This is a genomic window from Pseudomonas sp. NPDC088885, from assembly GCF_044750025.1.
Lineage (GTDB): Bacteria > Pseudomonadota > Gammaproteobacteria > Pseudomonadales > Pseudomonadaceae > Aquipseudomonas > Aquipseudomonas rustica.
Map to the genome: position 1 here is coordinate 21,630 of NZ_JBIVJB010000016.1, position 20,638 is coordinate 42,267.

Annotated in this window: 8 protein-coding genes; 5 read left to right on the top strand and 3 right to left on the bottom strand. The window is 61.0% G+C overall.

The annotated features are described in order from the left end of the window. Position 1: 1 nt before the first annotated feature. On the bottom strand, positions 2-871 hold the full coding sequence (locus ACIP1X_RS10225; protein ID WP_400751638.1) for an SDR family oxidoreductase: 870 nt from the start codon (positions 869-871) through the stop codon (positions 2-4). A gap of 12 nt (positions 872-883) precedes the next feature. Next, on the bottom strand, positions 884-2,668 hold the full coding sequence (locus ACIP1X_RS10230; protein ID WP_400751641.1) for an acyclic terpene utilization AtuA family protein: 1,785 nt from the start codon (positions 2,666-2,668) through the stop codon (positions 884-886). Positions 2,669-2,853: 185 nt separating this feature from the next. On the opposite strand from ACIP1X_RS10230, the gene ACIP1X_RS10235 reads away from it, so the two are divergent. From ACIP1X_RS10235 to ACIP1X_RS10245, 3 genes are all read left to right on the top strand, one after another. Next, a complete protein-coding gene (locus tag ACIP1X_RS10235) occupies positions 2,854-3,477 on the top strand; it encodes a TetR/AcrR family transcriptional regulator (protein ID WP_282354236.1) in 624 nt (207 codons plus the stop codon). 127 nt (positions 3,478-3,604) lie between these two features. Continuing rightward, complete coding sequence (locus tag ACIP1X_RS10240) at positions 3,605-4,366, top strand: substrate-binding periplasmic protein (RefSeq protein ID WP_400751644.1); 762 nt, start codon at positions 3,605-3,607, stop codon at positions 4,364-4,366. A gap of 87 nt (positions 4,367-4,453) precedes the next feature. Continuing rightward, positions 4,454-5,467 carry a GNAT family N-acetyltransferase gene (locus tag ACIP1X_RS10245; RefSeq protein ID WP_400751647.1) on the top strand — a complete coding sequence of 338 codons (1,014 nt, stop codon included), beginning with the start codon at positions 4,454-4,456 and terminating at the stop codon, positions 5,465-5,467. 135 nt (positions 5,468-5,602) lie between these two features. Here the strand turns inward: ACIP1X_RS10245 and ACIP1X_RS10250 are convergent, their stop codons facing one another. Next, on the bottom strand, positions 5,603-6,157 hold the full coding sequence (locus ACIP1X_RS10250; protein ID WP_053122228.1) for an RNA polymerase factor sigma-70: 555 nt from the start codon (positions 6,155-6,157) through the stop codon (positions 5,603-5,605). A 371-nt stretch (positions 6,158-6,528) separates the two neighbouring features. Between ACIP1X_RS10250 and ACIP1X_RS10255 the strand changes: the two genes are divergently transcribed. Further along, positions 6,529-19,527: a non-ribosomal peptide synthetase gene (locus tag ACIP1X_RS10255; RefSeq protein WP_400751650.1), complete on the top strand. Its 12,999-nt coding sequence runs from the start codon at positions 6,529-6,531 to the stop codon at positions 19,525-19,527. Positions 19,528-19,718: 191 nt separating this feature from the next. Then, positions 19,719-20,543 (top strand): alpha/beta fold hydrolase, encoded by an 825-nt coding sequence (locus ACIP1X_RS10260; RefSeq protein ID WP_400751652.1) that lies wholly within the window; start codon positions 19,719-19,721, stop codon positions 20,541-20,543. Positions 20,544-20,638 lie beyond the last annotated feature (95 nt).

The following is a 20,638-nucleotide window of genomic DNA, read 5'->3' on the forward strand; positions in this document are numbered from 1 at the left end:
CTTACTCCTTGTCCTTCAGCACGTCTGGAAGGTAGGCGCGATGGAAGCCATTGAACGACTCGCTGTGAGTCGCTTTGTGCAACGGCCACGCACGGCTGCCGAGGCTGGCCGCGCCATCAATTTTCAATGTGCTGCCGCTAATAAATGCCGCCGCCGGGCTGAGCAAAAATACAATCGCTGCGCTGACTTCCGATTCGGTGCCGATGCGCTTGAGCGGCACATGCTCGCGCAGGGTCGGAATCACCGCTTTGAACGCGCCTTCGTAAGTGTCCATGCCGCTGGAGGCGATCCAGCCCGGCGCCACCGCGTTGACCCGCACCCCGGCATAGCCCCATTCAAACGCGGCGGTTTTGGTGAAGTTGTCCATGCCCGAACGCGCCGCGCCCGAGTGGCCCATACCGGGCATGCCGCCCCACATGTCGGCGAGCATGTTGACGATGCTGCCGCCGTGCTTGCTCATCGACTGGTTGAACACTTCCCGCGCCATCAGAAAACCGCCGACCAGATTGGTACGCAGCACGGTTTCGAAACCTTTCTGATTGATCGAAGCCAGCGGCGACGGGTATTGGCCGCCAGCATTGTTGACCAGGCCGTGAATCGGCCCGTGCTCGGCGATCAGTTCCTTGACCAGTTGTTTTACCGCTTCTTCATCACGAATATCGCAGGCCTGCCAATGCGCACGGCCGCCGTCCTCGGCAATTTCGGCGGTGACTTTTTCCAGTTTTTCCGGTTTGCGCCCGACCAGCAGCACGTTGGCGCCGAGCGCTGCCAGTTCGTGCGCGGTGCAACGGCCGATGCCGCTGCCGCCACCGGTGACGATGATGGTCTGGCCGCTGAACAGCTCGGCATTGAAAATCGACGCGTAAGCCATGCACACCATCCTCTAGTCGAGCTGTTCGGCGATGCTCTGCGGCACCGGGATCTGGATTTCCAATAATTGCTGGGCGAAGGCTTTGCCTTGCGGGTCGATGCGCAGACTGGCCACGCCGCCACCGCCGAGTGCGTTTTCCAAAAGAAAGTTGAGGCTGTGGGTGCCGGGCAGATACCAGCGTTCGACCCGGCCGTGGATCGGGTCGAGCACGTGGCTCATCCAGTCGACGATCACTGCCGGAGTCAACGCTTCGGCGATCCACGGCAAGTATTCGGGTTTGCGCGGCAGCACGCCGATGTTGCTGTGATTGCCCTTGTCACCGGAGCGCGCCACGGCCAGTTTCACCAGTGCCACGCTGGCATCGGCGCGGCCCTGAGGTTTCGGCGGTTGCTGGGCAATGGGCAAGTCTTCGCTGTCGAGCGCGACCAATGAGGGCAGGGCGCAAGAATGGCGTTCACCGGCAAGATCGATCTGCAAGGTGCAGGCGTTTTTATCGATCAGGAATGAGAACAAACGGATCAGCGGATACACGGTTGGCCGTCCGCCAACGATGCCGGTCAGCCCGGGCGCCATGCCGGTCGCGGCCTGGGCGATTTCCCGGGAGAACAGAATCAGCGCCTGTTTGCTCGGGTGCCGCACGGCGAGTTTGATCACCACTTCGCGGCTGTCGCGACGTTGCCCGTGCGCGCCGTAAGTGGCTTCGCTGCCGAGCAGTTCGATGTGGGCTTCGCTGTAGGGCGCCCAGCCGCGCTGACTGAACATTTCCGCGGTCTTGTCGATGATTGCCTGACTGACGCGCTGCGCTTTTTCAACGGCATCGATGCCGGCGATCAGGCAACTGGCGGTGCAGCGAAAGCCGTCCGGGCAGGTGGCGCTGACCTTGTATTTATCCGTCGGCGGCAGGCCTTTGGCGCCGTGAACGTGTACCGCGTTTTTGCCTTGCTGCTGAAGTTTGACCTCGGTGAAATCGCAGACGACGTCGGGCAACAGATAGGCCTGCGGATCGCCGATTTCGTAAAGCATTTGCTCGCCAACGGTCAGTGGCGTGACCAGTCCACCGGAACCTTCCGGTTTGCTGACGATAAATTGGCTGTCGGCACTGACTTCGACGATTGGAAAACCGATGTGTTCGTAATCCGGCACGTCGCGCCAGTCGGTGAAATTGCCGCCGGTGCATTGCGCGCCACATTCGATGATGTGCCCGGCCAGTGCGGCTTGGGCGAGTTTGTCGTAGTCGTGCCACGACCAGCCGAATTCGTGCACCAGCGCCGCGCTGACCACGGCGCTGTCGACTACTCGGCCGGTGATGACGATATCGGCGCCCAGTCGCAACGCTTCGACAATGCCCGGCGCACCGAGGTAGGCGTTGGTCGAGACGCACATTGGCGGCAACGGGGCGCCGCTGAACATTTCAGTGATGCCGCTGAGTTGTTTTAATTGCGGTTGCAGGTCATCGCCGAGCAACACGGCGATTTTCAGTGGGATGCCGGCCTTGTCGCAGGCCGCTTGCAGGGCAGCGGCGCAGGCTTGCGGGTTGACCCCGCCGGCGTTGCTGATGACACGGATATTTTGCTCGGCGAGTTGTGGCAGCAGCGGTGTAAGGACTTCGATAAAGTCCCCGGCGAACCCGGCCTGCGGGTCTTTCATGCGCGCGCCGGCCATGATCGACATGGTGATTTCGGCCAGATAGTCGAACACCAGATAGTCCAGTTTGCCGCCGTCGACTAACTGCGCGGCGGCGGTCGACGTGTCTCCCCAGAATGCACTGGCGCATCCGATGCGAACGGTGGTGGGCATTTTTATCTCCGACTCAGCAACCTGCGACAGAAGTGTCTGGAGGCTACCAAGCAAGCGCTTGGTTTGTAAACAGTGAAACACTATCTTCTGCCCAAGCGCTTGCTTGGTTGCCGTTGGCGGCTTAAATTGCGCGCAACCCTGCGGTTTCAGGGGGCAACAGACTGATCGACTGTAGGAGAGAACGGGTGGACGAGCAAAAAGCCCTGAGGGTCATGCGCGAATTGGTCGATGACGGCCAGTTGACCGACCCGGACAGCGCGCGCGGCAAACTGCTGCAAGTGGCGGCTCACCTGTTCCGTAATAAAGGCTACGAACGCACCACGGTGCGCGATCTGGCCGGCGCGGTGGGGATTCAGTCGGGGAGTATTTTTCATCACTTTAAAAGCAAGGACGAAATTCTCCGGGCGGTGATGGAAGAAACCATCCGTTACAACACGGCACTGATGCGCGCCGCGCTCGCCGATGCGAACAATGTGCGTGAGCGGGTGCTGGCGCTGATCCGCTGCGAATTGCAGTCGATCATGGGCGGCAGCGGCGAAGCGATGGCGGTGCTGGTGTATGAATGGCGTTCGTTGTCCGAAGAGGGCCAAGCCAAAGTGCTGGCGCTGCGCGATGTCTACGAAGACCTCTGGCTAGAGGTGCTCGGCGAAGCCAAAGAGGCCGGGTTTATTCGCGGCGACGTGTTTATCACTCGACGTTTTCTCACCGGTGCGTTGTCCTGGACGACCACCTGGTTCCGTGCCGGCGGCAGTCTGAGCCTCGATCAACTGGCGGATGAGGCGCTGATTCTGGTGCTTGAAGAGCGCTGAGACGCTTTCTATCAGGCGGTGAAACTGGCTAACTGGGCGAAACCGCCTAGCTTGAATGCATTGATCGGTATTTTTCGGGGAGTGGGGTGTTTTGAAGTCTTCGCCAATTCGGACGGCGTCGGGCGTTATGCTCGCAGCGCTGGCGGCATTCTGGTTGTTGCCTGCGCAAGCAGCGCAACTGGTTCGAGTGGGCGCCGCGCACTTTCCGCCGTACACCATCCGCCCGGAAAACGGTGCCGACACCGGTCTGCTGCCACAATTGGTCGAATCGCTGAACCGCCTGCAAAAAGACTATCAATTCGTCCTCGTGCCGACTTCGATCCCGCGACGTTTCGGTGATTTCAAACAAGGCCGGATCGACATGGCGATCTTCGAGAACCCTGATTGGGGCTGGAAGGAAATCCCTCACACCGACGTCGACATGGGCCTTGAAGACGCCGAGATTTTCGTCGCGCAACGTGAAGACGGTCGCCAGCAGAACTATTTCGCTGACCTTAAAGGCAAGCGTCTGGCGTTGTTCAGCGGCTATCACTATGAGTTCGCCAACTTCAACGCCGACCCGAAATTCCTCGCGCAGAATTTCAATGCAACGTTGACCTATTCCCACGACAGCAACCTGCTGATGGTGCTGCGCGGGCGCGCCGACATTGCTCTGGTGACGCGCTCCTATCTGAGCGATTACCTGCTGCGCAACGAGAAGGTTCGCGACGAGTTGCTGGTGTCGCAGCGCATTGATCAGGTTTACCACCACTACGCGATTCTGCGTCCCGCCGCGCCGATCACCGGCGAGGCGTTCGGCAAGCTGCTGCAAGGCCTGCGCGACAACGGCGAGATGCTGAAAATCTTCGATCCGTACAAGATTGCCGTGGTGCCAGTGCCGCATCACTGAGGCACCGATTTCTCTGCCAAGCCTAAATTTCCCCTGCCGGATCACGTCCCATCGTTGAACTGTCGACGATTATCGTGAGCCCGACCCATGTCCAATCTGAATGACCTGACTGCCTTGTCCCTGCCCTCGGGCAGCCAACTGGTAGCCGATGCCACCGAAAGCCGTCTGAGCCTGAGCCTGGACGGGCAACCATTGATTCGCCTGCGCCTCGATCGCGAGGCCAAAGGGCCGATCCAGATCGATGAGCGTTTCGCCTTGCCGCCGGGGCAAGCGCTGTGGGCAGCCTGTTATTGGCTGTTCGCCCGCGACCCTGAGTGCCAGCAATTGACCTGGCAACTCGATCAACCGCCGACCGAAGCCTTGCTCAGCGGTTTGCTGGTGAGCACCGAGGTGGCCGGCGAATATCGCTGCGAGCGCACGTTGTTCTGGCAACTGCCGCAACCGTGGCTCGGCACGTCGCTGACCGGCAGCTATCCGCAGCAAATGGTCATCAGCGCTGGCAAGCGCCATCCACTGCGACCGGTGAAACCGCGCGGTGAAGTCTATCGGCGTTTCGATGCGCGACTGGGCGCGTGGATTTCCCTGCGCACCGTGGAAATCGAAGAGGATCTGCCGCGCTTCAACCGTTGGCAAAACAGCCCGCGCGTCGCCAGTTTCTGGCAGGAAGAAGGCAGCATCGACAAGCACCGCGAATACCTGAGCAAACTCGACGCCGACCCGCACACACTGACCTTGATTGGCTGTTTCGATGATCAGCCGTTCGCCTACTTCGAAGCTTATTGGGCCAAGGAAGATCGTATCGCGCCGTTCTACGATGCCGACGATTACGACCGGGGCATTCACATGCTGGTGGGGGAGGAGGATCACCGCGGCCCGCATAAAGTCGCGAGCTGGTTATCGGCGCTGGTGCATTACTTGTTTCTGGATGATCCGCGCACCCAGCGCGTGGTCGCCGAACCGCGTGCTGATAACGCGAAGATGATTGGCCACATGCAGAACCAGTGCTTCCACTGCGAGAAGGAATTCGACTTCCCGCATAAGCGTGCGGCGCTGATGATTCTGGGGCGTGAGCGGTTTTTTGATCGGTGCAAGTTGGCTTGAGGTGACCGGGCTTGAGATCTATTGCGCTCTCAAGTCTGCCTTCGCGAGCAAGCCCGCTCCCACATTTGATCTATGTACACAATTCAAATGTGGGAGCGGGCTTGCTCGCGAATGGCTTGACGCCGAATTAAGATCCTAGCGCCGCCCCGCAATCACCACATCCCGACGACTGCTCGACACTTTGCGGCAGTGCACCAGCGCATCGCGAATCATGAAGTTGACCAGGGTCGGCGAAACACCGAGTTCCTTGGCGATGTCCTTTTGCGGCACGCCGTGCAAGCGGTACATCTCGAACGCGTAGCGAGTGCGGCTGGGCAGCTCGGTCAGTGCGTCGGCGATGTGCTCCAGGGTGGAGAAGTTGATGTGCGAGGTTTCCGGCGAAGCACCTTGAATGACCACGTTCAGCCCTTCCTCTTCAGGGCCTGAGTATTTCTGCTCCAGCGCCTGTTTGCGGTAGTGATCGATGGCCAGGTTGCGCACGATCTGGAACAGATAACTCAGTTGCGCCTTGATCGACGACGTGATCGGTGGCGCCGATTGCAGTCGGAAAAACGCATCCTGCACCACGTCTTCGGCACGTGACCGGCAGCCGGTAATGCGGGCTGCAATCTTGACCAGAATCAGTCGATTGTCGACGAATGCCTGAAGTAGCGGTGAATCGCACCTGCTTGTGGATACTGGTTCCGTCATGGAAATCACCTTGCTGCCAAATAGGTTAGTGGGACGCCTTGGGGGGACGGGGCCGTCCTACACATCGAGCGACAAATTATGTTGAATGATAATGATTGTCAATTGAGAAAGAGAACTAATGATACAAATTGGTGCGTTGTGAGAACTGCGACACGCCGCCGCATCCCAGCCCCGTTGGCGATCCAGCCTGCCGACTAATTATTTCAAGACGTCATCCGTTCTCATTGGTGAATGGTTCCGGGTACCGAACCCCGACCAGACAGCATTCCGCAGCCTTGCGCGGTCGGCACAGACCGCGCCCTGCATGCCCTTGAGGGCGTGACGCAGCAACCCGATTCCACTCAGCAAGCCGACTTCAGGCAGGAAACCTCATGACCGACGCGTTCGACATCCCCAGCACTCTGGTCCAAGCCCTCCAGCGCCGCGCGGCCCTGACGCCGGATCAACTGGCCTTGCGTTTTCTTGCCGAAAACGAAGAACAGGCTGTGGTGCTCAGCTATCGCGAACTCGATCAACGCGCGCGCACGATTGCTGCCGCGTTGCAGGCTGAGGCGGGATTTGGTGATCGCGCGGTGTTGTTGTTTCCCAGCGGCCCGGATTACGTCGCGGCGTTTTTTGGTTGCCTGTATGCGGGCGTGATCGCAGTGCCGGCGTATCCGCCGGAATCGGCGCGCCGACACCATCAGGAACGTTTGCTGTCGATCATCGCCGACGCCGAACCGCGTCTGCTGCTGACCAGCGCCGACCTGCGCGACGCCTTGCAGCAGATCGAAGGCGCGCCGCCGCTGTTGTGCGTCGACACACTCGACAATGCGCTGGCCGAAAACTGGCTTGAGCCGAGCCTGCCGCAAGAGCACATCGCCTTCCTGCAATACACCTCCGGCTCGACTGCGTTACCCAAAGGCGTGCAGGTCAGCCACGGTAATCTGGTGGCCAACGAACTGTTGATTCGCCACGGTTTCGGCATCGATGTGAACCCGGATGATGTGATCGTCAGTTGGCTGCCGCTGTATCACGACATGGGTTTGATCGGCGGTCTGCTGCAACCGATTTTCAGCGGTGTGCCGTGCATCCTCATGTCGCCGGCGTACTTCCTCGGTCGGCCATTGCGCTGGCTCGAAGCGATCAGCCAATACGGCGGCACCATCAGCGGCGGGCCGGATTTTGCCTATCGCTTGTGCAGCGAACGGGTCAGCGAATCGGCGCTGGAGCGTCTCGACCTGAGCCGCTGGCGCGTGGCCTATTCCGGTTCCGAACCGATCCGCCTCGACACCCTGGAACGCTTCGCCGACAAGTTCGCCGCGAGCGGTTTCAGCGATAACAGTTTCATGGCCTCGTACGGTCTGGCCGAGGCCACGCTGTTCGTCGCCGGCACCCCGCGCGGCACCGGCATTCCTGCACTGCGCGTGGACGATCAAGCGCTGGCGCAAAATCGTGCCGAGCCGGGCGATGGTTCCCCGATCATGAGTTGCGGTATCAGCCAGCCTGAGCACGCAGTGCTGATCGTTGAGCCCAATACGCTCGTAGAACTCGCTAACAATGCCGTCGGCGAAGTCTGGGCGACCGGCCCGAGCATTGCCCTCGGTTACTGGCGCAACCCCGAAGCCAGCGCCAAAACCTTCGTCCAGCACGCTGGCCGCACCTGGCTGCGCACTGGCGACCTGGGTTTTATCCGCAACGGCGAACTGTTCATCACCGGTCGCCTGAAAGACATGCTCATCGTGCGCGGCCACAACCTCTATCCGCAGGACATCGAACAAACCGTCGAGCGCGAAGTGGAAGTGGTGCGCAAGGGCCGCGTCGCTGCATTCGCGGTCAATCAGAATGGCGAAGAAGGCATCGGCATCGCGGCGGAAATCAGCCGCAGCGTGCAGAAAATCCTGTCGCCGGAAGCGTTGATCAAAGCCATTCGCCAAGCCGTGGCCGAGGCGTATCAAGAAGCGCCGAGCGTGGTCGTATTGCTCAATCCCGGCGCACTGCCGAAAACCTCCAGCGGCAAATTGCAGCGCTCGGCGTGCCGCAATCGTCTGGCCGATGGCAGCCTCGACTGCTACGTGGTGTTCCCGTCGAGCGCCACTGAAACTCAAGAATCGGGAGCCAGCGCCTCCGAACTTGAAACACTGATCGGCAAGATCTGGGCTGAGCAACTCAACGTCAAACAGGTCAACGCCGACGATCACTTCTTCCTGCTTGGCGGTAACTCGATCGCCGCCACGCAAGTGATCGCCCGTGTTCGCGAAGCACTCAGTCTGGAGCTGAGCCTTCGCCTGCTGTTCGAAGCGCCGACCCTCTCCACGTTTGCCGCCGCAGTCGCCCAGCAACAACAGGACGGCGGCAGCGCGCAAGGTGAAATCACCGCGCTGTCACGTTCCGAGCCGATGCCGCAATCGCTGGCGCAAAACCGTTTGTGGATCACCTGGCAACTCGACCCGCACAGCAGCGCCTACAACATTCCCGGCGGCCTGCGCTTGCGTGGCGAACTCGATGAAGACGCACTGCGCGCCAGCTTTCAGCAATTGATCGAGCGCCACGAATCCCTGCGCACGCGTTTCTTCGAACGTGACGGCGTAGCGCTGCAACATGTCGATGCCGCTGCCGATTTCAACCTGCAATTGATCGACATCAGTGACCTGCCAGCCGATGAACGCGAAGGCCGCGCGCAGCAGATCCGCGACGACGAAGCCCGCACTCAGTTCGATCTGGAGAAAGGCCCGCTGCTGTGGGTGACGCTGATCCGTCTCGACGATGAAGATCACCAATTGCTGGTGACGATGCACCACATCATCGCTGACGGTTGGTCGATGAACGTGTTGATCGACGAATTCTCGCGCCTGTACGCCGCGGCCTCGCAAGGCACAACGGCCAACCTCGCGCCGCTGCCAACCCAATACGCCGACTACGGCAGCTGGCAGCGCCAATGGCTGGGGCAAGGAGAGGGCGAGCAACAACTGGCTTACTGGAAAGCACAGTTGGGTGACGAGCATCCAACACTGGAACTGGCCACCGATCATCCGCGCTCGGCGCAACACAAACACAGCGCTGCACGTCACACCGTGCGTCTGGACGTCAGCCTCAGCGAGGCGATTCGCAACACAGCGCAAGCGCATCAATCGACACCATTCATGCTGTTGCTCTCGGCGTTCCAGAGCCTGCTGCATCGCTACAGCGGTCAGCGTGATATTCGCATCGGCGTGCCCAACGCCAACCGTCCGCGCCTGGAAACTCAAGGCCTGATCGGCTTCTTCATCAACACCCAAGTGCTGCGCGCCGAGATCGATTCGCGCCTGCCATTCGTTGAGCTGCTGGCGCAAACCCGCCAGGCCACACTCGGCGCGCAGGCGAATCAGGATCTGCCGTTCGAACAACTGCTCGAAGCTTTCCCGCAGGCCCGCGAACAAGGTCTGTTCCAGATCATGTTCAACCACCAGCAGCGCGACCTCAGTGCGCTCAAACGCCTGCCGGGTTTGCTCGCCGAAGAGTTGCCGTGGCACAGCCGCGAAGCCAAATTCGACCTGCAATTGCACAGTGAAGAGGACCGTAATGGTCGCCTGACATTGTCCTTCGACTACGCCGACGAACTGTTCGACGCCGCGACCATCGCGCGACTGGCCGAGCATTTCAGCAATCTGTTGCGCGAAGTCTGCGAGCGTCCAGAACAAGCCATCGGCGATCTGCAATTGCTCACCGTCGGCGAACACGATCAGCAGAAAAACTGGAGCGTCGCGCCGTGCGCCCCGGCACAACAATGGCTGCCCGAACTGCTCGCCGAACAAGCGCGGCAAACCCCGGAACGCATCGCGCTGGTGTGGGAGGGCGGTAGCCTCGATTTTGCCGAACTGCACACGCAAGCCAACCGCCTCGCGCACTATCTGCGCGACAAAGGCGTCGGCCCGGACGTTTGCGTGGCCATCGCCGCCGAGCGTTCGCCACAACTGTTGATCGGCCTGTTGGCGATCATCAAGGCCGGCGGCGCTTACGTGCCGCTGGATCCGGAATACCCGGCTGATCGCCTGGCTTACATGCTCAGCGACAGCGGCGTCGAATTGCTCCTGACTCAAACCGAACTGCTCGGCCGTTTACCGGCCAGCGACGGCGTCAGCGTGATCGCCATGGACGCCCTGCACCTGGAAAACTGGCCGAGCCAGGCACCTGGTCTGCACTTGCACGGCGACAACCTCGCCTACGTGATCTACACCTCGGGCTCCACCGGCCAGCCGAAAGGCGTCGGCAATACGCATGCGGCACTGGCCGAACGTCTGCAATGGATGCAGAGCGCTTACGCGTTGAATGAAACCGATGTGTTGATGCAAAAGGCGCCGATCAGTTTCGACGTCTCGGTGTGGGAATGCTTCTGGCCGCTGATCACTGGTGCGCGCTTGCTGCTTGCCGGCGCCGGTGAACACCGCGATCCGCATCGCATCGCGCAACTGGTGCAAGAACATGGCGTGACCACGCTGCACTTTGTACCGCCGCTGCTTTCGCTGTTCATCGACGAACCGCTGAGCGCCGAAGGCACCAGCCTGCGCCGCGTTTTTTCCGGTGGTGAAGCGCTGCCCGCTGAACTGCGCAACCGCGTGTTGGCGCAACTACCAGCGGTGCAATTGCACAACCGTTACGGCCCGACTGAAACCGCGATCAACGTCACGCACTGGCATTGCAGCACCGCCGATGGCGAGCGTTCGCCGATTGGCCGGCCGCTGGGCAACGTGATTTGCCGCGTGCTCGACGCTGATCTCAATCCCGTACCGGCCGGTGTGCCGGGTGAGTTGTGCATCAGCGGCATTGGTCTGGCTCGCGGTTACCTCGGTCGTCCTTCGTTGACTGCCGAGCGTTTTGTCGTTGATCCATTGGGCGAGCATGGCGCACGTTTGTACCGCACCGGCGACCGCGCGCGCTGGACGTCTGACGGCGTGATCGAATACCTCGGTCGCCTCGATCAGCAGGTCAAACTGCGTGGTTTCCGTGTCGAACCGGAAGAAATCGAAGCGCGGTTACTCGCTCAGGACGGCGTCGCCCAAGCCGTGGTGCTGGTGCGCGAAACCGCTGCCGGCGCGCAACTGATCGGCTACTTCACCGCGACCGATGCCAGTGAACATCACGACGAACAAATCGCTCGTCTGAAAACCGCACTCGCCGCCGAACTGCCGGAATACATGGTGCCGGTGCAACTGATGCGCCTCGACGCAATGCCGCTCAGCCCCAGCGGCAAACTCGACCGCCGTGCCTTGCCCGAGCCGCAATGGCAAGTGCGTGTACACGTCGAACCAGTGACCGAACTGGAACAACGGATCGCCGCGATCTGGCGCGAAGTCCTTGGCCTGAGCCAGGTCGGCCTGCGCGACGACTTCTTCGCCCTCGGCGGCCACTCGCTGCTGGCCACGCAAATCATCTCGCGCACCCGTCAGGCCTGTGACGTCGAGCTGCCGTTGCGCGCGTTGTTCGAGCACAGCGAACTCGGTGATTTCGCCGAACAGATTCGCTTGATCCAAGTCAGCGGCCGCACCAACAAACAGCCGCCAATCGCCAAAGTCGACCGCAGTAAAGCAGTGCCGCTGTCGTACTCGCAACAGCGCATGTGGTTCCTCTGGCAGATGGAACCGGACAGCCCGGCGTACAACGTCGGTGGCATGGCGCGCCTGCGTGGCGTGTTGCACGTCGAGCGTTTCGAGGCTGCGTTGCAAGCGCTGATCCTGCGCCACGAAACCCTGCGCACGACGTTCCCGAGCGTCGACGGCATCGCCCGTCAACAGGTGCATGCCGAGACCGGCGTGCGCATGGGCTGGAAGGATTTCTCGAAAATTGCCGCCGATCTGCGCGAGCAACAGGTTCAGCAATTCGCCGACGAAGAAGCGCATCTGCCGTTCGATCTGGATACTGGCCCGCTGCTGCGCGCCTGTCTGGTGAAGACCGCCGAGCACGAACATTACTTCGTGCTGACCCTGCACCACATCGTCACCGAAGGCTGGGCGATGGACATTTTCGCCCGCGAACTCAGCGCACTGTACGAAGCGTTTGTCGACGACCGCGATTCGCCACTGGAGCCGCTGCCGGTGCAGTACCTCGACTACAGCGTCTGGCAGCGCAACTGGCTGGAATCCGGTGAGCGACAGCGCCAACTCGATTACTGGACGGCGCAACTCGGTCGCGAACATCCGCTGCTGGAATTGCCCGGCGACCGCCCGCGTCCGCCGGTGCAAAGCCACCAGGGCGAGCTGTTCCGTTTCGACCTGAGCGACGACCTCGCCGCGCGGGTTCGTGCGTTCAATGCGCAAAACGGTCTGACCCTGTTCATGACCATGACCGCCGCGCTTGCCACGCTGCTTTACCGCTACAGCGGCCAGACCGATCTGCGCATCGGCGCGCCGGTGGCCAACCGTATTCGTCCGGAAAGTGAAGGGCTGATCGGTGCGTTTCTCAACACTCAAGTGCTGCGCTGCCAGCTCGACGGCATGATGTCGGTCGGCGAGCTGTTCGAGCAGGTGCGCCACACGGTGATCGAAGGGCAATCGCACCAGGATCTGCCGTTCGATCATCTGGTCGAAGCCTTGCAGCCGCCGCGCAGTGCCGCGTACAACCCGCTGTTCCAGGTGATGTGCAACGTGCAGCGCTGGGAATTTCAGCAGAGCCGCATGCTCGCTGGCATGACCGTCGAATATCTGGCCAACGATGCGCGGGCGACCAAGTTCGACCTCAACCTGGAAGTCACCGACCTCGACCATCGTCTCGGTTGCTGCCTGACGTACAGCACCGATTTGTTCGACGAACCGACCATCGCGCGCATGGCCAAACATTGGCGCAATTTGCTCGAAGCGCTGATCGCTGATCCGCAACAGCGCCTCAGTGAATTGCCGTTGCTTGACGCGCCCGAGCAACAGCAACTGCTCGACAGCCTCGGCATCGAGCCGGGCGAGCATCGTCTCGACCAGTGTATTCATCACCTGTTCGCCGAACATGCACTGGCGCGCAAAGACGCAGCGGCCTTGACTTTCGCCGGGCAGACTTTGAGCTACGCCGAACTCGACGCCCGTGCCAATCGTCTGGCCTGGGCGTTGCGGGCGCGTGGCGTCGGCCCGCAAGTGCGCGTCGGTCTGGCACTGGAGCGTTCGCTGGAAATGGTCATCGGCCTGCTGGCGATTCTCAAGGCGGGCGGTGCGTATGTGCCGCTGGATCCGGAATATCCGCTCGACCGTCTGCATTACATGATCGAAGACAGCCGCATTGGGCTGCTGCTCAGTGATCGGGCAATGTTCAACGCCCTCGGCGATCTACCGTCGAGTGTGGCGCGTTGGTGCCTGGAAGACGACAGTGCAGCGCTGGCCGATTACCCGGCCACTGAGCTGCCGTTTATCAGCCTGCCGCAGCATCAGGCCTATCTGATTTACACCTCGGGTTCGACCGGAAAACCGAAAGGCGTGGTGGTTTCCCACGGCGAAATCGCCATGCACTGTCAGGCCGTGATCGAGCGGTTTGGCATGCGCCCGGACGACTGCGAACTGCACTTCTATTCGATCAACTTCGATGCGGCGACTGAGCGTTTGTTGGTGCCGCTGCTCAGCGGCGCGCAAGTGGTGTTGCGTGCGCAAGGTCAGTGGGACGCGGAAGAAATCTGCGGTTTGATCCGCACGCATAAAATCAACGTGCTCGGTTTCACCCCGAGCTACGGCAGCCAGTTGGCGCAGTTCCTCTCGACGCAAAACGAGATCCTGCCGGTGCGGATGATCATCACCGGCGGTGAAGCGCTGACCGGCGAACATCTGCAACGCATCCGTGCGGCGTTCAAACCGGCGATGTTTTTCAACGCCTACGGCCCGACGGAAACCGTGGTCATGCCACTGGCCAGTCTGGCGCCTGAGGTGCTGGAAGAGGGCGCCGGCAGTGTGCCGATCGGCAGCGTGATTGGCGCGCGTGTTGCGTACATTCTCGACGCCGATCTGGCGCTGGTGCCACAGGGCGCGACCGGTGAATTGTTCGTCGGCGGCGCGGGTCTGGCGCAGGCGTATCACGATCGTCCGGGCATCACTGCTGAGCGTTTTGTCGCGGATCCGTTTGCCGCTGACGGCGGACGCATGTACCGCACCGGCGACCTGGTGCGCCAGCGTGGCGATGGCTTGGTTGAATACCTGGGCCGGATCGACCATCAGGTGAAAATTCGTGGTTTCCGCATCGAACTGGGCGAAATCGAAACCCGTCTGCTTGATCACGCTTCGATCCGCGAAGCCGTGGTGCTCGCCCTTGATGCGCCAAGCGGCAAACAACTGGTGGGCTATCTGGTGACTGAAGTCGCCGAGCAAAGCGAAGCCAGACAGGCTGAACTGCGCGAAGCCCTCAAGTCGCACCTCAAGACACAACTGCCGGATTACATGGTGCCGACGCACCTGATTCTGCTGGCGAGCATGCCGCTGACCGCCAACGGCAAACTCGATCGTCGTGCTTTGCCGGCGCCGGATCCGGAGCTCAATCGCCAGGATTACGTGGCGCCGAGCAACGCATTGGAACAGACCCTGGCGCAGATCTGGTGCGCGGTGCTCAATGTCGAACAGGTGGGCCTCAACGACAATTTCTTCGAACTCGGTGGCGACTCGATTCTGTCGATTCAAGTGGTCAGCCGCGCGCGTCAGCAAGGCATTCATTTCAGCCCGCGTGATCTGTTCCAGCATCAGACTGTGCAGACCCTCGCCGCTGTGGCCAGTCGCAGCGAACAAGTGACAGCGGAGCAAGGCTTGGTGACCGGTGAATCGCGTCTGACGCCGATTCAGCATTGGTTCTTCGACACGGAAATTCCGGAGCGTCAGCACTGGAATCAGGCGCTGTTACTGGAGCCAACCGTGGCGCTGCAACCGCATCGTCTGGAGCAAGCGCTGCTGGCGGTGATCGAGCAGCATGATGCCCTGCGTCTGCGCTTCACCGAGGCCAACGGCGTGTGGCAAGCGACGCACCAACCGGTGTCGGATGCGCCGGTGTTGTGGCAAGTGCGCGTGCCGTCGATGGACAAGTGTGAAGCGCTGTTCGCCGATGCCCAGCGCAGCCTCGACCTTGCGCAAGGGCCGCTGCTGCGTGCCGTGCTGGTCGACGGCCCGGAAGCTCAGCAACGGCTGTTTATCGCGATTCATCACTTGGTGGTTGATGGCGTTTCGTGGCGCGTGATGCTCGACGATTTGCAAACCGTGTACCGCCAACTTGACGCCGAGCAAGCGGTGAAACTGCCGGCAAAAACCAGTGCCTTCAAAGACTGGGCCGCACGCTTGCAGGCCTACGCCGGCAGCGAATCCCTGCGCGAAGAACTCAACTGGTGGCAAACCCAGTTGGCCGGTCAAAACGCCGATCTGCCTTGCGAAAACCCGCAGGGCGGCCAGCAGAATCGTCATGCACAAACCGTCAGCGTGCGCCTCGATGCCGAGCACACCAAACAGCTGCTGCAACAGGCGCCGGCCGCTTATCGCACGCAGGTCAACGATCTGCTGCTGACGGCCCTGGCCCGCGTGCTGTGCCGCTGGAGCGGTCAGCCATCGGCGCTGATTCAACTGGAAGGCCACGGTCGCGAAACCCTGTTCGACGAGATCGACCTGACCCGTACCGTCGGCTGGTTCACCAGTGCTTACCCGCTGCGCCTGACCCCGCACAACATCGAAGAGGCCGCAGGGCAGGGCGCTTCGATCAAGGCAATCAAAGAGCAACTGCGCGCGATACCGCACAAAGGTCTGGGTTATGGCGTGCTGCGTTATCTGGCCGATGATTTCACTCAGCGCAGCATGGAGGCGCTGCCGCATGCACCGGTCACCTTCAACTACCTCGGCCAGTTCGACCAGAGCTTCGCCAGCGATGCGCTGTTCCGCCCGCTGGATGAGCCGGTCGGTGCCGCCCATGATCCGCAGGCGCCATTGCCGAATGAATTGAGCGTCGACAGTCAGGTGTATGGTGGTGAATTGCTCTTGCGCTGGACGTTCAGCGCCGAGCGTTACGACGCGCAAACCATCCACGATCTGGCCGATGCGTACCTCGGTGAGCTGCAAAGCCTGATCGGCCATTGCCTGCAAGACGAAGCCGGTGGCCTGACGCCGTCGGACTTCCCGCTGGCCAGACTGACTCAGGCGCAACTCGATGCATTGCCGGTGCCGGCCGCGCACATCGAAGACGTCTACCCGTTGACGCCGATGCAAGAAGGCATGTTGTTGCACACCTTGCTCGAACCGGGCACCGGTCTGTACTACATGCAGGATCGCTACCGCATCAACAGCGAACTCGATGCCGAGCGTTTCGCTAATGCATGGCAAGCGGTGATCGCCCGTCACGAAGCGTTGCGCGCCTCGTTCTGCTGGAACGTTGGCGAAGACATGCTGCAAGTGATTCACACGCCGGGTCGCACGCCAATCGAATATCTGGACTGGAGCGCCATCGCCGAAACCGAGCAGGAACCAAAGCTGCAAGCGCTGCTGAAAAGCGAGCGCGAGGCCGGTTTCGATCTGCTCAATCAGGCGCCGTTTCACCTGCGCCTGATCAAGGTCGGCGCGGCGCGCTACTGGTTCATGATGAGCAACCACCACATCCTCATCGATGCCTGGTGCCGCTCGTTGCTGATGAACGACTTCTTCGAGATCTATACCGCTCTGGGTGAAGGTCGCGAAGCGCAATTGAGCACGCCGCCGCGTTATCGCGATTACATCGGCTGGCTGCAACGCCAGAGTCTCGCCGAAGCGCGGCAGTGGTGGCAGCAGAATCTGCAAGGGTTCGAGCGCACCACGCCGATCCCGAGCGACCGTCCGTTCTTGCGTGAACATGCCGGTGAAAGCGGCGGCATGATCGTCGGCGACCGCTACACCCGTCTCAATGTCGAGGACGGAGTGCGTCTGCGTGAATTGGCGCAAGCGCATCAACTGACTATCAACACTTTTGCTCAAGCTGCGTGGGCCTTGGTGCTGCGCCGTATGAGCGGCGATCGTGACGTGCTGTTCGGCGTGACTGTGGCCGGGCGTCCGGTGGACATGCCGGAGATGCAACGCACCGTCGGTCTGTTCATCAACAGCATCGCGCTGCGGGTGCAGATGCCGGCAGACGATGAACGCAGCAGCGTGCGTCAGTGGCTCAGCGCTTTGCTCGACAGCAACATGCAACTGCGCGAGTACGAATACCTGCCGCTGGTGAACATTCAGGAACAAAGCGAATTGCCGAAAGGCCAGCCGCTGTTCGACAGCCTGTTCGTCTTCGAAAATGCCCCGGTGGAAGTCTCGGTGCTGGATCGCGCGCAGAGCCTGAACGCGACCTCGGACTCCGGACGAACCCACACTAACTTCCCGTTGACGGCGGTGTGTTACCCGGGCGATGACCTTGGTTTGCACCTGTCGTATGACCAGCGTTATTTCGACGAATCGACCATCGAGCGCATGCTCGGCGAGTTCAAGCGTCTGCTGCTGGCGCTGGTCGAGGGCTTCCATGGCGACATGGCTGATCTGCCGCTGTTGGGCGCTGAGGAGCAGGATTTCCTGCTGCATGGTTGCAACCAGAGTGCCCACGATTATCCGCTGGAGCAGAGCTATGTGGCGCTGTTCGAAACGCAGGTTACCGCGCATCCGCAACGCATCGCCGCGACGTGCCTTGATCAGCAACAGAGCTACGCCGAGCTGAACCACAACGCCAACCGTCTCGGCCATGCACTGGTCGCGGCCGGGGTGCAGATGGATCAACCGGTGGCCTTGCTCGCCGAGCGCAATCTCGACCTGCTCGGCATGATCATCGGCAGCTTCAAGGCGGGCGCGGGTTATCTGCCGCTGGATCCGGGTCTGCCGAGTCAGCGTTTGCAACGCATCATCGAGCTGAGCCGCACGCCGCTGCTGGTGTGCAGTGAGGCCTGTCGTGAACAGGCGCAGACCTTGCTGGATGAATTCAGCTGCGCCAATCGTCCACGGCTTCTGGTTTGGGAAGAAGTGCAGGCTTTGGCGTTATCGTCAGCGAATCCTGGCATTTACAGCGGCCCGGACAACCTCGCTTACGTGATCTACACCTCGGGCTCCACCGGCCTGCCGAAAGGAGTGATGGTCGAACAGCGCGGCATGCTCAATAACCAGTTGAGCAAGGTGCCGTATTTGAATTTGTGTGACGCCGATGTGATCGCGCAGACCGCTTCGCAGAGCTTCGATATTTCGGTCTGGCAGTTCCTTGCCGCGCCGCTGTTCGGCGCGCGAGTGGACATTGTGCCGAATACGATTGCCCACGATCCGCAAGGTCTGCTGAAGCATGTGCAAGCGCAAGGCATCACCGTGCTGGAGAGTGTGCCTTCGCTGATTCAGGGCATGCTCGCTTCGGATCGCCTGAGTCTCGATGGCTTGCGCTGGATGTTGCCGACGGGTGAGGCGATGCCGCCGGAGCTGGCGCATCAGTGGTTGCTGCGTTATCCGCAGATTGGTCTGGTCAACGCGTATGGCCCGGCGGAATGTTCCGACGACGTGGCGTTCTTCCGGGTCGACATGGCCTCGACGCGCGGCAGTTATTTGCCGATCGGCACGCCGACCGACAACAACTTGCTGTATCTGCTCGATGGCGCGCTGGAACTGGTGCCGTTGGGTGCGGTGGGTGAGTTGTGCGTGGCGGGCACGGGCGTCGGTCGCGGTTATGTCAGCGATCCGCTGCGCACGGCGCCGGTGTTTGTGCCGAACCCGTTCGGTGCGCCGGGCGAACGTCTGTATCGCACCGGAGACCTGGCGCGGCGGCGTAGCGATGGTGTGTTGGAGTACGTTGGCCGCGTTGACCATCAGGTGAAAATACGTGGTTACCGGATTGAGCTGGGTGAGATCGAAGCGCGTCTGCATGAACAGCCGGAAGTGCGCGATGGCGCGGTCGGTGTGCAGGAGGGCGTCAACGGCAAGCACTTGGTTGGTTATCTGGTGGCGGCCGATTCGGCACTCAATCCGAGCGAGCGCCTTGAGCGGATCAAGCAGCGTCTGCGCGCCGAACTGCCGGAATACATGGTGCCGTTGCACTGGTTATGGCTCGATCAACTGCCGCTGAATGCCAACGGCAAACTTGATCGCAAAGCCTTGCCGGCGCTGGAGATCGGTCAACTGCAGAGTCAGGATTATCTGGCGCCGCGCAATGAGCTGGAGCAGACGCTGGCGGACATTTGGGCCGAGGTGTTGAAGGTCGAGCAGGTCGGTGTGCGCGACAACTTTTTCGAACTGGGCGGGCATTCGTTGCTGGCCACGCAGATCGCTTCGCGTGTGCAAAAATCCTTGCAACGAGATGTGCCGCTGCGGGCGATGTTCGAGTGCAGCACGGTGGAGGAGTTGGCCGAGTACATTGACGGGCTGGCGGCGAGTGACATTACCGAGGAGAAGGTGGATCGGTTGAATGATCTGATGGCGGAGCTGGAGGGGTTGTAATTTTTTAGCGTCTGCACTGGCCTCTTCGCGAGCAAGCCCGCTCCCACAGTTGGAATGCGTTCCCCTGTGGGAGCGGGCTTGCTCGCGAAGGCGTCATCAGCCTCAACACAAACCGCATCATTTCCCCGATTGACGACAACCAACCGGCAGCTCAGTCTGCCGGTTCTGTTTTTTACCGCGCAGGTGAATCGATGCCCTTCTTTACGGTTGACGGACAAGCGCTGCATTACATTGATCAAGGCACCGGCCCGGCGGTACTGCTCGCCGGCAGCTATCTGTGGGATCAGGCCATGTGGGCGCCGCAGATCACCGCGTTGTCGCCACACTACCGGGTGATCGCCCTCGATCTGTGGGGCCACGGCGAGTCAGGCCGGCTACCGGAAGGCACCACCTCCCTCGATGACATCGCCCGGCAGGCGCAGGCCTTGCTCGATCATCTACAGATTGATCAGGTCACTCTCGTCGGATTGTCGGTCGGCGGAATGTGGGGCGCACGTCTCGCGCTGGCGGCACCGAAGCGGATCAACGGGCTGGTGCTGATGGACACCTACCTCGGCGTCGAACCGGAACCTACCCGCCAGTACTATTTCTCGCTGTTCAAGCAAATCGAAGACACCGGCGAAATCTCCGAGCAACTGCTCGACATCGTCGTACCGATCTTCTTCCGCCCGGGCATCGATCCGCAGTCGCCGCTGTATCAGGCATTCCGCGCGAAACTGGCGGCCTACAGCGCAGATCGCCTGCGCGAAAGCATCGTGCCGATGGGGCGCATCACCTTTGGCCGCGAAAATTTGTTGCCGCGTCTGGGCGAATTGGACGCTGCCAGCACGCTGGTGCTGTGCGGCGATCAGGACAAGCCACGGCCACCGTCGGAGGCCAAGGAAATGGCCGAGTTGATTGGCTGCCCGTGGGCGCTAGTGCCGGAAGCGGGGCATATCTCCAATCTGGAGAATGCGCAGTTTGTGACGGAGGTGTTGTTTGCCTTTTTGGCTGAACAGAACCGTTCCATCGCCTGAACCACCTTTCTGCATCCCGCGCTACTGTCAACTCTGACAGTAGCGCGGCTCTCTCGAACAGGCATCAAATGGCTTCGCCCGGTGTGGGCTGAATC